Annotated in this window: 10 protein-coding genes; 2 read left to right on the top strand and 8 right to left on the bottom strand. The window is 65.3% G+C overall.

All coding sequences use genetic code 11. The features are described 5' to 3' along the window. Positions 1 to 35: 35 nt before the first annotated feature. The 8 genes from CH293_RS13320 to CH293_RS13285 all read right to left on the bottom strand — a co-directional run bounded on the left by CH293_RS13320 (position 36) and on the right by CH293_RS13285 (position 10,401). Positions 36 to 1,553, bottom strand: coding sequence for a catalase (locus CH293_RS13320; RefSeq protein ID WP_037143229.1), 1,518 nt, complete (start codon positions 1,551 to 1,553; stop codon positions 36 to 38). 190 nt (positions 1,554 to 1,743) lie between these two features. Beyond that, a complete protein-coding gene (locus CH293_RS13315) occupies positions 1,744 to 2,400 on the bottom strand; it encodes a hypothetical protein (RefSeq protein WP_037108435.1) in 657 nt (218 codons plus the stop codon). A gap of 5 nt (positions 2,401 to 2,405) precedes the next feature. Beyond that, complete coding sequence (locus CH293_RS13310; protein WP_037143227.1) at positions 2,406 to 4,094, bottom strand: GMC oxidoreductase; 1,689 nt, start codon at positions 4,092 to 4,094, stop codon at positions 2,406 to 2,408. Continuing rightward, positions 4,091 to 5,566, bottom strand: a complete 1,476-nt coding sequence (locus CH293_RS13305) for an NAD(P)/FAD-dependent oxidoreductase (protein ID WP_094720471.1) — start codon at positions 5,564 to 5,566, stop codon at positions 4,091 to 4,093. Before CH293_RS13305 ends, CH293_RS13310 begins: the two co-directional genes overlap by 4 nt. After that, positions 5,560 to 6,141 (bottom strand): TetR/AcrR family transcriptional regulator, encoded by a 582-nt coding sequence (locus CH293_RS13300; RefSeq protein ID WP_019662926.1) that lies wholly within the window; start codon positions 6,139 to 6,141, stop codon positions 5,560 to 5,562. Before CH293_RS13300 ends, CH293_RS13305 begins: the two co-directional genes overlap by 7 nt. Positions 6,142 to 6,231: 90 nt before the next feature. Further along, positions 6,232 to 8,001 (bottom strand): multicopper oxidase family protein, encoded by a 1,770-nt coding sequence (locus tag CH293_RS13295; protein ID WP_255122841.1) that lies wholly within the window; start codon positions 7,999 to 8,001, stop codon positions 6,232 to 6,234. 115 nt (positions 8,002 to 8,116) lie between these two features. Further along, complete coding sequence (locus CH293_RS13290; RefSeq protein WP_037108425.1) at positions 8,117 to 9,139, bottom strand: aspartate-semialdehyde dehydrogenase; 1,023 nt, start codon at positions 9,137 to 9,139, stop codon at positions 8,117 to 8,119. Next, positions 9,136 to 10,401, bottom strand: coding sequence for an aspartate kinase (locus CH293_RS13285; protein ID WP_019662923.1), 1,266 nt, complete (start codon positions 10,399 to 10,401; stop codon positions 9,136 to 9,138). Before CH293_RS13285 ends, CH293_RS13290 begins: the two co-directional genes overlap by 4 nt. A 446-nt stretch (positions 10,402 to 10,847) precedes the next feature. Here CH293_RS13285 and CH293_RS13280 point away from each other — a divergent pair, with 446 nt between their 5' ends. Next, entirely contained in the window at positions 10,848 to 13,502 is a 2,655-nt protein-coding gene (locus CH293_RS13280) for a LuxR C-terminal-related transcriptional regulator (protein WP_255122840.1), read from the top strand. A gap of 108 nt (positions 13,503 to 13,610) precedes the next feature. After that, positions 13,611 to 13,844, top strand: coding sequence for a hypothetical protein (locus CH293_RS13275; protein ID WP_037108810.1), 234 nt, complete (start codon positions 13,611 to 13,613; stop codon positions 13,842 to 13,844). The last annotated feature ends 26 nt before the right edge of the window (positions 13,845 to 13,870 follow it).

Genomic DNA, 13,870 nt, shown 5'->3' with positions numbered 1-13,870 from the left:
GTCCGACCGCGGGCGATGTTCCCGGTTGTGACGCGTCAGACCTTCTCTGCCTCGTCGCCGGGAGTGGTCGGCGACTGGCTGGTCGTCGGCGCCGTGTCGCTCTGGCCTGCGCGCACACCTTCCTCGACCTTCTTCCCGAGGTCGGGGTCGACGTTGGTCCAGTACTCGAAGACGCGTTGCAGGACGGGCTCGGTGACACCGTTGAGTGCGTGGCCGACGATGTTGCCTGCCAATCGCTCACGCTGATCGTCGTCCATGACCTCGCGGACGAGAATGCCGGCCTGGGCGAAGTCGGTGTCCTCGGGATGCTCGATGTATCCGGTTCGGACGAAACGGGGCTCGAAGTCCCACGACCCGTCGTCGCCGTACTTCGCAGTGTCCGCGTGCGGGCCGCCGTACGAGTTGGGTGCGTACACGGGAGTGTCGGCGGAGTTGAACGAGTACCGCATCGACCCTTCCTTGGAATAGGAGTTGACCTGAGCCTTCGGTGCGTTGACCGGGAGCTGCGCGTAGTTGGTTCCGATGCGGTAGCGGTGCGCGTCGGCGTAGGAGAAGATGCGTCCGAGCAGCATCTTGTCCGGGCTGGCGGCGATGCCGGGTACCAGGTTCGACGGTTCGAACGAGCTCTGCTCGATCTGCGCGAAGAAGTTCTCCGGGTTGCGGTTCAACGTCAGCTTGCCGACCTTGATCTTCGGGTAGTCCTTCTGCGACCACACCTTCGTGAGGTCGAACGGGTTGTACTTGTACCCCTCGGCCTCGTCGTACGGCATGACCTGGATGTAGAAGTCCCAGCTCGGGAAGTCGCCCTCGGAGATCGCACCGAACAGATCCTGGCGGTGATGATCGGGCGACGTGCCCGCGAGCTCGTCGGCCTTCTCCTGCGTCAGGAAGTCGATGCCCTGGTTGGTCTTGAAGTGGAACTTGACCCAGGAGCGCTCACCGGCGTCGTTGATGAACTGGTAGGTGTGCGAGCCGAAGCCGTCCATGTGCCGGTAGCTCTTCGGGATGCCGCGGTCACCCATGAGCCAGGTGACCTGGTGCGCGGACTCGGGTGACAGCGTCCAGAAGTCCCACTGCATGTTGTGGTCGCGCAGACCGGAGTCCGGCATGCGCTTCTGGCTACGGATGAAGTCCTGGAACTTGATGGGGTCCTTGACGAAGAACACCGGGGTGTTGTTTCCGACGAGGTCCCAGTTGCCTTCGGTGGTGTAGAACTTCAGCGCGAAGCCGCGAGGGTCCCGCCAGGTGTCCGGGCTTCCCTGTTCACCGGCGACGGTGGAGAACCGCGCGAGCGCTTCGGTCTTGACACCCTTCTGAAGGGCAGCAGCCTTGGTGTACTTCGAGATGTCCTCGGTGATCTCGAGGACGCCGAACGCACCCGCGCCCTTGGCGTGCACCACGCGCTCCGGGACACGCTCACGATTGAACTGAGCCATCTTCTCGATGAGGTAGTGGTCCTGAAGAAGGATCGGGCCTTGCGTCCCCGCCGTCAACGACTGGTCGTCACTGGGCACGGGGATTCCGGAGTTACTGGTGGTGGCCGGTTCTGTCATTCGGGCTGCCTCCTGAAAGATTCACTGAGGACAGTCGGAGGGGCTGGCTCCGACTGCCATGGCTGTACTCGGAACGTCTATCACGCTCGTATAACCAATCTGCGCGTTTTCGAACCTGATACGGCCATTTTTTTGAATCAGTCAAAAGACGGGAGTTGAGCCAGCAGGAACGACCAGATGAAACCGGTCCTCAGACTTCGACGTCACCCACCAGCCGCGATGCACCCGTCGACATGGTCCCGGACACGATCTGGAGGCCGAAGTGGGAGCCGGAACGCAGCCACTCACCCAGCGACGGCCCTTCCGCATCCACCTGCACACGGCACAGTCTCGCCTTGCCCTTCAGGGAGGCGCCCGCAAGGGAGACCTCCTCGTCCACGGGCTGCGCGAAGCCGATCCCACCCCGCATGGGAAACCGCGGTCCGACGCTTCGTGACGCGACATTCACGGCCCATCCGTCGCCGCTTGCCGTCGATGTCCCCAGCACGTCGCCGCCGAAGTGTGCGAGCACTTTGGGCAGGTTCCAATGGGTGCGTCCCCCGTGCACCGACGTCTCGGAGTCGACGGCGATGAACGGCACGGCCATGCGAGGCATCGCGCCGATGAGCTTCCCCGGCCTCCGCAGGACCGGGCTGGCGAGGATCTCTCGGTACGGGCCGACCGGCGAATCCAGATAGTCGACGACCATGGCAACGGTCACCGGGAGGTCTTTCTGCGGAAGCAGGGCGCGTCCCTCTCCGGTCGCCCGATGCCACCAGATCGTGGCGCGTACCGACGCAGGCCAGGGCGGCGGTGGGCTCGTCGGCCACTCGGTTCTGGGTGACTCGGATTCACTGACACTCCACATACCCGTCACGCTCCTTTCACGGTCAGGGGAAGGCGCAGGGCACCTGGGGCAGAGGCGGGCACGACCGGCGAGCGAGGCTGCGTGGGCTTGATCTCTCGGTAGGGCTCTTCTTGCGACGGTCGCTGGTCGGCCTCGCCTTTGTTGGGCCAGAGCGCCAGGGCTCGCTCGGCCTGGGCGGTGATCGTCAGAGACGGATTGACACCCAGGTTGGCGCTCACCGCCGAACCGTCGACGACGTGGAGTCCGTCGTATCCGTACACCCGGTGGTAGGCGTCGACGACGCCGCGCTCGGCGTTCTCGCCGATCGCACACCCTCCGAGGAAGTGGGCAGTCATCGGGATGTTGACGATCTCGGCGATGGAGCCACCCGGATCACCGCCGATCTTGTCCGCGAGCATCCGTATCGCCTCGTGCCCCTGCGGGATCCACTGCGGTGGTGGGTCGCCCTGGCCCGGACGGCTGGTCAGACGCCTGCCGAACAATCCCTTCTTCGAGCCGAGTTCCAGCGAATTGTCGTCGGTCTGCATGACGAGCGCGATGACGGTGCGCTCGGACCAGCGACGGACGGACAGGCTGCGCAGTGCAGCACCGGGGTGTCGCAGCGCGACGCCGAGAGTCTTCAGCACCCGAGGCGTGCGGCCCCCTCCGTCGCTCAGCACTGTCTGCAGGAGGCCGATGGCGTTGCTGCCCTTGCCGTATCGAACGGGTTCGATGTGCGTGTGATCGTCGGGATGGAACGACGACGTGATCGCGACGCCCTGTGTGTAGTCGATCTCGCGGCCCCGCGCAGTCGCGGCGAGGACGGCCTCGGAGTTCGTGCGGACGAGGCCGCCGATCCGGTCGGACAGCTTGGGCAACTGCCCGGTCTCCTTCATCGCCAGCAGCAGCTTCTGGGTGCCGTAGGTACCAGCCGCGAAGACCACCTGGTCGGCCGTCATGACGGTGTCGGCCCGGCGCAGTTTTGCGCCCGTGCGACGAGTCACCACCTCGTAGCCTCCCCCTGCGCGTGGTCGGACGGAGGTGACCGTCGTCAGTGGGAAGATCTGTGCACCGGCGTGTTCCGCGAGATGCAGGTAGTTCTTGACGAGTGTGTTCTTCGCCCCGACGCGGCATCCCGTCATGCAGGATCCGCATTCGGTGCAGCCGGTCCGTGCCGGCCCGACGCCGCCGAAGAACGGGTCCGGATCGGTCCTTCCCGGCTGACCGAAGAACACACCGACGGGTGTGCTGGTGAACGTCTCCCCCACCCCCATGTCCTCGGCCACTTCCTTCATGACCTTGTCCGACGGGGTGATCGTGGGGTTGGTCTCGACGCCCAGCATGCGTTTCGCCTGGTCGTAGTAGGGGCCCAATTCACGGTGCCAGTCAGTGATACCTGCCCACTGCGGATCCTCGAAGAATCGCTTGGGTGGCTGGTAGAGCGTGTTCGCGTAGTTCAGCGATCCACCGCCGACGCCTGCGCCCGCCATGACGAGTACGTCGGGGAGCAGATGAATGCGCTGTACTCCGTAGCACCCGAGGGCGGGTGCCCACAGGTATTTTCTCAGTCGCCAACTGGTCTTCGGCAGCTGATCGTCAGCGAAGCGCCGTCCGGATTCCAGCACGCCGACGCTGTATCCCTTCTCGACGGCGCGCAGCGCGCTGACGCTCCCGCCGAACCCTGATCCGATGACAAGAACGTCGAAATGGGTCATCTCGCAGAACCTTTCGTTTCGTATTTGTCCAGGTCGAACGTCCGGGTCGAGTTACGGAACGTGAACGTGTAGGTCGGCCACATCACCGGATTCTTCCCTTCGGAGTCCAGGTACCAACTCGAGCAACCGCCGGAGTTCCACACCGTTCCGGCCAGCGAGTCGTGGATCCACGTGTTGTATTCCTTCTGGGCGGTTTCCGTGACGTCGACGGAGCCGATCCCCCGCTCACGCATCTGCGCCAACGCGGACACCACGTACTCGGCCTGGGATTCCAGCATGTAGACGATGGAGCTGTGGCCGAGGTTGGTGTTCGGCCCGTACATCAGGAACAGGTTCGGGAATCCGCTGACGGTGGTGCCTCGGAATGCGTTGGGGCTGCCACCCCACTTCTGAGCGAGCGTCTCCCCGCTGTCGCCGACGAGCAGGTGCGAGACCGGTGGTTCCGTCGGGGTGAATCCGGTGGCGAAGATGATCGTGTCCACCAAGTAGGACGTGCCGTCGGCCGCGCTGACCGAGTCCTCCCCGATCGAGGCGAGCCGGCTTGCCACCAGGTCGACGTCGCTTCGGTCGAGGGTCTTCAACCAGTCGTTGGACAGCAGGATCCGCTTGCATCCGATGACGAAGTTCGGCGTGAGAGCCGCCCGCTTCGCCGGGTTCTTCACCTGTCGACGCAGGTGCGCCCTCGCTACGATCGACACCAGCGGCAGTACCTTCGGAAAGCGCGCCAGACCGAGGACGTATGCCTCCCGGTAGCTGTAGATGGCAGCCCGAACCGCTTTCTGCGACAAAGGGAAACGTCGGTACATGGCCTTCTCGACGCGGCCGAGGGTGCGGTCCAACCGAGGAATGACCCACGCGGGAGTTCGTTGGAACACTGTGAGTCGCTCGGTGCGGTCGGCGATCTCGGGCACGAACTGCACGGCGGATGCGCCCGTGCCGATGACGGCGACGCGTTTACCCGTCAGGTCGTGATCGTGGTTCCACGTCGCGGAGTGGAACATCTCGCCGGTGAACGTCTCGATACCGGGCACCTCGGGAAGTTTCGGAGTCGACAGAGCACCCGTCGCCGCGACGAGCACACGCGTCGACACCGGGCCGGACGACGTCTGCACGTTCCACCGGGAGGACGCGGAATCCCATGTGGCGCCGAGCAACTCGGTTTCGGTGACGATGCGCTCGCGCAGACCCGTCCGCTCCACGACTCCCCTGAGGTATGCGTAGATCTCCGGCTGCCGGGCGAACGTGTGCGTCCACTCGGGGCTCTGTGCGAACGAGAACGAGTAGAGCGACGTCGGCACGTCACACGCACACCCGGGGTAGGTGTTGTCTCGCCACGTCCCACCGACGTCGGCTGCACGCTCGATGACGAGCACGTCCGCCGACGGGTCTGCGTCGAGAACCTTGGTGGCTGCGGCTATTCCGGCAAATCCTGCACCGACGACCAGTACATCGACCGAACTGGGGATCACCATTCCATCACCTTCTGCTCCCATGCGGGCAACAACCGCGACCGGAGTGCGGCGTCGGCGTCGGGGCTACGGAACAAGGCCGACACGGCCAGTCCACGTGCCAGTTCTATGCTGAGTTCTATGCTCTCGGTGGACATTCGGCTACCCATGACGATGGACGCACCTCCCATCAGCGCCTCGGACACCTTGCGTTCGAGCGGTAGCATCGCCTCGTGCAGGGCTGCGTCTGTCCTGGCGGCGACCCACAATTCGAGCGCTGCGTAGAAGAGCGGGCCGGAAAAGGCCTCGCTCAACACCTCGACACCGCGCTCGGGATCGGGCTTCGCGGCCAGGATTTCTGCGAGTCGCTTGTCCACGAGATGGCCGACGGCGGCGGTAACCAGCGCCTCCTTCGTCGGAAAATGATGCAGCTGCGCTCCACGGGACACGCCGGCACGTCGAGCGATCTCCTGCGTGCTGGTCCGCGCGAAGCCGAGCTCGACGAGGCACTCGATCGCCGCGTCGAGAAGTTTGGCCTGCGTGCCCGCCGTGCGTTCCGCTTGCGTGCGGCGTTCGGTCAGTTCGGTGCTCTGGGTCACACTGCTGACCGTAACGGAAAATCAACAAACAGTCCAGACTGCTTTTTAGTTTGGCAGTGAGATCGGCCAACGACCATCACACCGCAGGCCTCACACCAGGCGGTAGCGGAGCATCATCTCGTGGTCCTCGTGGTCGAGCATGTGGCAATGCCACATGTAGCCCTGCAATTCAGCAGATCCGTGATGCCCGCCCGAACCGACGGAAAACGTCGCGTCCGGGTCGAACCCGAGCTCGTCGGCGCGCGGGAACCGGACCAGAATTCGCGTGACCGTTCCCGGGTAGGTGTTGACGGTGTCCTTCGTACCGGCTTCCCAAAGCGCAGGCGGAGCAACCGGCCCGCTGACGTACCGTTCGACGTCGGGAGCCCATTTGATCCCGACGTCGGGTCGCGGGTTGTCGCGCTGGTAGGCGGCGAGATCGATCGGCGCGCGACCGAGAGTCCGAAAGTGCACCAGGTGCAGGTGAATCGGGTGCGGTTCGAGCGTGGTGTTGACGATGTTCCACTGCTCGACGGCTCCCTGCGCGGGCATCTCGATATCCGGGTCGCTGTACCGCAGATTGTTGAGCGTCATCATGGGCGGCGCCAAGGACAGGCCCGCCGACGGTTGATTCACGGTGACGGTGCGCTGCACCTGAACCTGAGGCAGCGCAGGCAGAAGTGGAGGCTGCCCCTTCCCGCCTCGGTACATGGTCATGACATCGCCGGTGAACCCGCGGCCCGACGCCACCCTGAACTGGCAGAACAACGGCATCGGTATCGCTCCCAGCGACGCGGCCTGCGCCGGTGGCGGCTCGTCGTTGCGCAACTCGATCAGCTCGCCGGGTTCCAACACGCCGAAGTCGACCAGCACGTCGATTCTCTCCGCCGGCGCCAGACGAACACTGTCGGTGCGAACCGGCGCGTCGAGCAGGCCGCCGTCGTTCCCGATGACCCAGAACTGCAGCCGCTGTGCACTCCGTTGGCCCGACATGAACAGATTCCACACCGAGTACGAACCCGCGTTGACGATACGGAAGCGGTAGAGGCCGCGCGCGACTTCCATCGTCGGCCATATCTTTCCGTTGACGACGCCGACGTCGCCGGTTCCGCCGCCCTCCCACTTACCCTGCGGCACAGTGATGTTGGACCGGATACTCATGGATCCGTCGGGATTCATGATCTTCTCCTGCAGCACCAGCGGGATCTCGAACTCGCCGGACGGGAGTCCGAGCGAATTGTCCGCTGCCCCCGAGTCATGCTGATCACGAACGATATTGACACCGACGAGCCCCGCGTAGACGTTGATGCGCGTCATGGACATCGCGTGATCGTGGTACCACAACCCGGCCGCGTCGTTCAGGCCGGAAAAACTGTGGGTCAGCGACTCGCCGGGACGGACCAGCATCTCGGAGTGCCCGTCGGAATCGGGCTGCGTGATCGCCCCGTGCAGATGCAGCGAGGTCGGCGTCATGTGCCGGTCGTGTTCGCTCATGCCGTGCAGGGAGGTGTCGACGTCGGCGGCCAACGGATTACCGTCCGTGTCGTTGCTGTAGCGCAACGTCCAGGGCTGACCTTGGACGCTCTCGATCGTCGGCCCGAGGTAGTCGAGATCGCCGTAACCGAACGTCGGACCGGGCGCGAGATCCGCGTGGAAGGAATGCGATCCGCTCCGCGCCCTCAGCTCGACGGCAGTGCCGGAGACGACGGGCAGACGAGGGAGCTCGTCGCGGAACGGTTGCAGGGGCGGCGAGTGGAACAGCAGTGGACTGTGGCCGCCGAAGATGTCGTCCGCGGTCGCGCGGCGCACGGCCGACGACGCCGGTAGCGCCGCGGCGACGACACCGAAGGCGGCCAGGCGAAACGCAGATCGCCGTGACATCTCGTTCACACGACACCCCCCCTGCTGTGAGTGGAAATTCGGTGCATTCTGGTCGCTCCGCCGGCTCCGCTCCTGCCCCGCAGCCTACAGTTCCACTCACGTGCGCCGAAGGCGCCTAAACGAGCAGTTCTGCGATCTGGATCGTGTTCAGAGCTGCACCCTTGCGCAGGTTGTCGCCGGACACGAAGAGCGCGAGTCCGCGGCCCTCGGGAGCACCCGGGTCCTGACGGATCCGACCGACCAGCGATGCATCCTTGCCCGCAGCCTGCAGCGGGGTCGGAACGTCGACGAGCTCGACGCCCGGTGCCGAGGCCAACAGTTCCCGTGCACGCTCCACCGACAACGGCGACGCGAACTCGGCGTTGATCGACAGCGAGTGACCGGTGAAGACGGGGACACGGACGCACGTGCCGCTGACCAGCAGGTCCGGCAGTCCGAGGATCTTGCGCGACTCGTTACGGAGCTTCTGATCCTCGTCCGTCTCACCGGAACCGTCGTCGACCAGCGATCCCGCCAGCGGAAGCACGTTGAAGGCGATGGGTGCGACGTACTTGTTCGGCGCCGGGAAGTCGACCGCCGAACCGTCGTGCACGAGCTTTTCCGCGTCGTCGATGACGGCGCGCGCCTGGGTGGCGAGTTCTTCGACACCGGCCAGGCCGCTGCCCGAGACCGCCTGGTAGCTGGAGACGATGAGCCGCTGCAGGCCAGCCTCGTCGTGCAGCACCTTCAGGACCGGCATTGCGGCCATCGTGGTGCAGTTGGGGTTGGCGATGATGCCCTTGGGCGGGTTCTTCGCCGCGTCGGGGTTGACCTCGCTGACCACGAGCGGAACGTCGGGGTCCTTGCGGAACGCAGACGAGTTGTCGATGACGACGGCACCCGCCGCAGCGAAGCGCGGGGCCTGCTCGCGAGAGAGCGTCGCACCGGCGGAGAACAACGCGATGTCGATCCCGGCGAGGTCCGCGGTCGACGCATCCTCGACGATGATCTCCTCGCCGCGGAACGGCAGCTTCTTGCCCGCCGACCGCGCCGACGCGAAGAATCGAACCGTGTCGGCCGGAAAGTTGCGCTCTTCCAACAGGGTTCGCATGACGGCGCCGACCTGACCGGTGGCTCCTACGACTGCAACTACGGTCATCGTCCTGTACCTCCGTGTACGACGGCTTCTTCGTCGCCGCCGAGATCGAATGCCTCGTGCAGTACACGCACGGCCTCGTCGAGCTGATTGTCGTTGACCAGAACGGAGATACGGATCTCCGACGTGCTGATCAGGTCGATGTTGACGCCTGCGTCCGCGAGGGACTCGCAGAACGTAGCCGTGACGCCCGGGTGGCTCTTCATTCCGGCACCGACGAGAGAGACCTTGCCGATGTGGTCGTCGTAGAGAACCTGCGCGAAACCGATCTCGGACTGCAGCTTGGTGAGCTTCTCCACTGCCGTCGGGCCGTCGGACTTGGGGCAGGTGAACGTGATGTCGGTCTTGCCGGTGTCGACCTTCGACACTCCCTGCAGCACCATGTCGATGTTGATCTCCGCGTCCGCGACGGCGCGGAAGATCTTCGCCGCGTACCCCGGGGAGTCGGGGATACCGACCACGGTGACCTTGGCTTCGCTGCGATCGTGTGCGACGCCGGTGAGAATGGCTTCTTCCACAGGAATGTCCTCCATAGATCCGGAGACGATGGTTCCGGGTTTCGTGGTGTACGACGACCGAACGTGTACGGGAACGTTGTAGCGACGTGCGTACTCGACGCAGCGCAGCATGAGCACCTTGGCTCCGCAGGCCGCCATCTCGAGCATTTCCTCGAACGAGACCGTGTCGAGGTGGCGCGCATTCGGAACGATGCGGGGGTCGGCGGTGAAGATGCCGTCGACGTCGGTGTAGATCTCGCAGACGTCGGCGTTCAGTGCCGCCGCCAACGCGACTGCCGTGGTGTCCGAGCCACCGCGTCCGAGCGTCGTGACGTCCTTGCTGTCCTGGCTGACGCCCTGAAAGCCGGCGACGAGGACGATCGAGCCCTCGTCGAGGGCGTCGCGCACGCGGCCGGGGGTGACGTCGATGATCTTGGCGTTGCCGTGCACGCTCGTCGTGACGACGCCTGCCTGCGATCCGGTGAAGGAGCGTGCCTCGGCTCCGAGAGAATGAATGGCCATCGCGACGAGGGCGTTGGAGATGCGCTCGCCCGACGTCAGCAGCATGTCCATCTCGCGCGCGGGTGGCGCTGGGCAGACCTGCTCGGCCAGGTCGAGGAGCTCGTCGGTGGTATCACCCATTGCGGACACGACGACGACCACGTCGTTGCCCGCCTTCTTGGTCTCGACGATTCGTTCAGCAACGCGTCGGATACGTTCGGCGGTAGCCACCGACGATCCACCGTACTTCTGGACGATGAGAGCCACGCGTGTGTACCTCCGCTGCTTGGGTGCGTCTCGATTGGTGTAACTTGCCGGAGCTACCTTACCGAGGTCCAGCCTCTCCTTGCGCTGGTGGTACGGCAACAGCGCCCCTGACCTGCATCTTCCGTCCGCCGACGGGCACCGGGAGCGTCTCCCCCGGCCGCTCACGCCCCAGCCCGGCCCCGAATCCAGGAAATCTGCCCGACGCCCACGCTCGGGTCACTCCGATGCGACGATCGTGAAACGTGGAGTCCGTCCGGATAAACAGGCAGTTTCGGCGGTCGGGTACCGGTTGTCGGCCCTCAGCGGACGGCCCATCGCCCGCACCCCGCCGAAGCAAACCGAACGGTGTCCGAATCGAGCGTTACTTCCCGAAATCGCAAGAACCGGAATACTATTGGCCGGTCCATCGCATCACATGCGCCTTTTTCGTCGGGAGAGGGTCGTGTATGACCACGTTGCCCCTGTCTTCACTCTCGACGCCGTCTCGGCAGCCCGCGGTGACGCCGCCCGAGCTGCGCAGCAGAATTCCCCTTCGTCCTCGAACCACGATCAGCCGTCCCCGCCTGCTCACGATGCTCGCCGACGACGCCGATCCGTCGGTGGTGACCCTGGTGACCGCACCGGCGGGGTCCGGAAAGACGACACTGCTGGTCGACTGGATCGTCGCCGACGAACGGGCGCGTACCGGGTCGGTGGCCTGGCTGACCGTCGAGGAGTCCGACAACGACGTCGCGCATCTGCGATCCTCGGTCGTGTCGGCGTTCGAGCATGCGGGTTCGCACGCGCTGAGCAATGCGATGGCGAGGGTGCCGTCACCGACGGACTCGTCGGGCAGCTTCGGTGCCCGGCTCGTGGAGGCACTCGAATCGGTGGATCGTCCGGTGACGCTGATTCTGGACGACGCGCATCTACTCCACGACGACGACGCACTGTCGTTGCTCGGTAATTTCCTGCGTTGGCCGCCGCGCACTGTCCGCACGGTTCTCGCCGGACGGTTCGAACCACCCCTGGCGCTGCAGAAGTTGCGCCTGGACGGTCGAGTGCACGACATCTCCCAGGCTGCCATCGCGTTCACCGCGGACGAAGCGGCCGCGATGTTGGCACGCACCGGGACCGTTCTCGCAGAGGACGATCTGTCCAAGCTGATGGTTCGGACCGAGGGATGGGCGGCCGGCCTGCGGCTTGCCGGAATGACTCTGACGGGCACGCGGTCGCCGTCCGAGGTCATCGACGCATTCACCGGAACACAGCACACCGTCGCGGATTACCTCGTCGGCGAGGTCCTTTCCAGCCTTCCGCCTCACGTCCGGACGTTCCTGATCGAGACGTCCGTCCCCGACTGGTTCACGGCCGACCTCGCGGAGAAGCTCACCGGTGAACGTCGCTGCCAGGACATCATCGACGGTCTCCTCGCACAGAATTTCCTCGTCGATCGCATTCCCGGGCCCGAGACCGGCTACCGGTACCACCCGCTCATGCGTGGTTATCTCCGCGCGGAGATCGCGCGCCTCGGGGCCGAGCAGATCAGGAACCTCGAGCGCGTCACGTCCTCGTGGTTCACCGACTCACGCCACCCGTTGTTCGCACTCCAGCACAGCGTGCACGCCGCCGACTGCACGCGAATCCTCGACATTCTGTCCGAGTCCGGCCTGGGCATGGTGTTGCGCGGTGACGGCCCCCAGGTGCTCGACGCCGTCGAGCACAGCCCGGCAGATGTTCGACGCGATGTTCGGGCAGGACTGGTCAGCGCGGCCGCTCTCCTGGCAACCGGTCGGATCGCACCCGCAGTGAGCATCCTGTCCGCACTCCGACGATCGGGCGACGACCCGGGCGACCCCCGCGCCGAGGTACTGCGCAGGGCACTCGATCTGCACGCTTCGCTCTACACGGGAATTGTGGCGACTCCGCTGGACCGGGCCCTGCGCGTCGGAATCGGGCAATCCGGATCACCGGATCTCGACGCCTACGCGTCGATGGTCGCAGGCCTCGCCGAACTTCATGTCGGACGACGGGCCGCCGCAAACATCCATCTGTCCGATGCCGTCGCGCACGCACAGGCCGGGAATCTGCATCTCACAGCGCTCACATGCCTGGCCACGATCGCCGGAAGTCACTTCCTCGCAACACAATTGACCGACGCGCAGGATGCCGCGCAGGATGCCCTCCGCTACTCGACGACGCACGGACTGACCGAATCGCCCGTGCATGCAATCGCGCAGTCGGTCGAGTTGCTCGTCGGCATCGTGCGGCTCACGCCGTCCGAGGCCGCACCCGATGACGTCTGGCGCGCGATCTGCACCTCACCTGACCTGGCCATCGCGAGCTACGGACGCCGAGCGCGATGGGCCCTCGGCGCATCCGACGACCCGGGCCGTTCCGCACCGAACGAGCGCGATCGGGCCGAACTGGAACGGCCCGCGCTACCCGGATTCGAAGCCTTGCTCGCCCCGATGATCCAACGTCGATACCTCGCACAGGGAGAACTTCATCGCGCCGCGGAGTTCGTCGACCTCACAGCCCGAAGGCTCGGTCCGATCGGCGAAGTCCACCTCCTGGCGGCCGAACTGCACCGACGAGCCGGACGCCTCGACGCCGCCGACACCGAACTGACCCGTGTCGTCGACGGCACCAAGCGCTGCCTGAACCCGGTGAACTCGATCCGCGCCCTGCTCGCAGCCGCCGCTGTCGCCGTCGAACGGAAGAATCCGGTACGCGCCTTCGACTCCATCGTCGCAGCCCTCACCGCCGCGCAACCGGAGTCGATACTGCTTCCGTTCGCAGAAGCGGGCGCCCCGGTGCGCGACGTTCTGACACACAACCACGGCAGGTTCGGGCTGCTCGAGCCCTTCGCGGACCTCGCCCGCGCCTCCGTTCCACATGCCGGAGCGGGCGCCGACCGATCACCGAATGCCGCACTGACCCGCCGCGAGCTGGAACTGCTGCGCGAACTCCCGTCATGGCGGACGGCCGAGCAGATAGCCGCGGACCACTTCGTCTCCGTCAACACCATCAAGACACATCTGCGCGGCATCTACCGCAAGCTCGAAGTCCGCTCCCGTCGTGACGCCATCGCCGCCGCCCACGAACTCGGGCTGCTCTGACCGGAACTCCCCTTGCGATTCATTCATCTGCTACGGGTGATGCAGTGGGTCACCCGGGCGCGGACGCTGGTGGAGAAGCATCGATTTCTCTTCGTGGAGCGAGGACACATGGCTCAACCCGCTGGCGGCGTAACGCACGGAATCCGGTACGAGTTCGTCGTCGAAGGCGACCTGTCCGACCGTGCGAAAGCTGCGTTCCCCGATCTGTCGATCACACGTGTCCCCGCTACGTTCACTCGCATGTTCGGACCGATCGACGACGACACGGCCCTGCGCGGCATGTTGGCCCGCTTCGATGCCCTGGGCCTGACCGTCGTCGAATTGCGTCGTCTACCCGACTGACCCGAGATCGGTGAACCCGGCCGTGA

The organism is Rhodococcus sp. 14-2470-1b, from assembly GCF_002259415.1.
GTDB lineage: Bacteria > Actinomycetota > Actinomycetes > Mycobacteriales > Mycobacteriaceae > Rhodococcoides.
This window is presented reverse-complemented; position numbering and strand designations above follow the sequence as displayed.

What these genes read in the sequence shown, in the direction of transcription:
- CH293_RS13320 (WP_037143229.1), bottom strand. Translation starts at nt 1,553, where the DNA reads ATGACAGAACCGGCCACCACCAGTAACTCCGGAATCCCCGTGCCCAGT.
- CH293_RS13315 (WP_037108435.1), bottom strand. Translation starts at nt 2,400, where the DNA reads ATGTGGAGTGTCAGTGAATCCGAGTCACCCAGAACCGAGTGGCCGACG.
- CH293_RS13310 (WP_037143227.1), bottom strand. Translation starts at nt 4,094, where the DNA reads ATGACCCATTTCGACGTTCTTGTCATCGGATCAGGGTTCGGCGGGAGC.
- CH293_RS13305 (WP_094720471.1), bottom strand. Translation starts at nt 5,566, where the DNA reads ATGGTGATCCCCAGTTCGGTCGATGTACTGGTCGTCGGTGCAGGATTT.
- CH293_RS13295 (WP_255122841.1), bottom strand. Translation starts at nt 8,001, where the DNA reads ATGTCACGGCGATCTGCGTTTCGCCTGGCCGCCTTCGGTGTCGTCGCC.
- CH293_RS13290 (WP_037108425.1), bottom strand. Translation starts at nt 9,139, where the DNA reads ATGACCGTAGTTGCAGTCGTAGGAGCCACCGGTCAGGTCGGCGCCGTC.
- CH293_RS13280 (WP_255122840.1), top strand. Translation starts at nt 10,848, where the DNA reads ATGACCACGTTGCCCCTGTCTTCACTCTCGACGCCGTCTCGGCAGCCC.
- CH293_RS13275 (WP_037108810.1), top strand. Translation starts at nt 13,611, where the DNA reads ATGGCTCAACCCGCTGGCGGCGTAACGCACGGAATCCGGTACGAGTTC.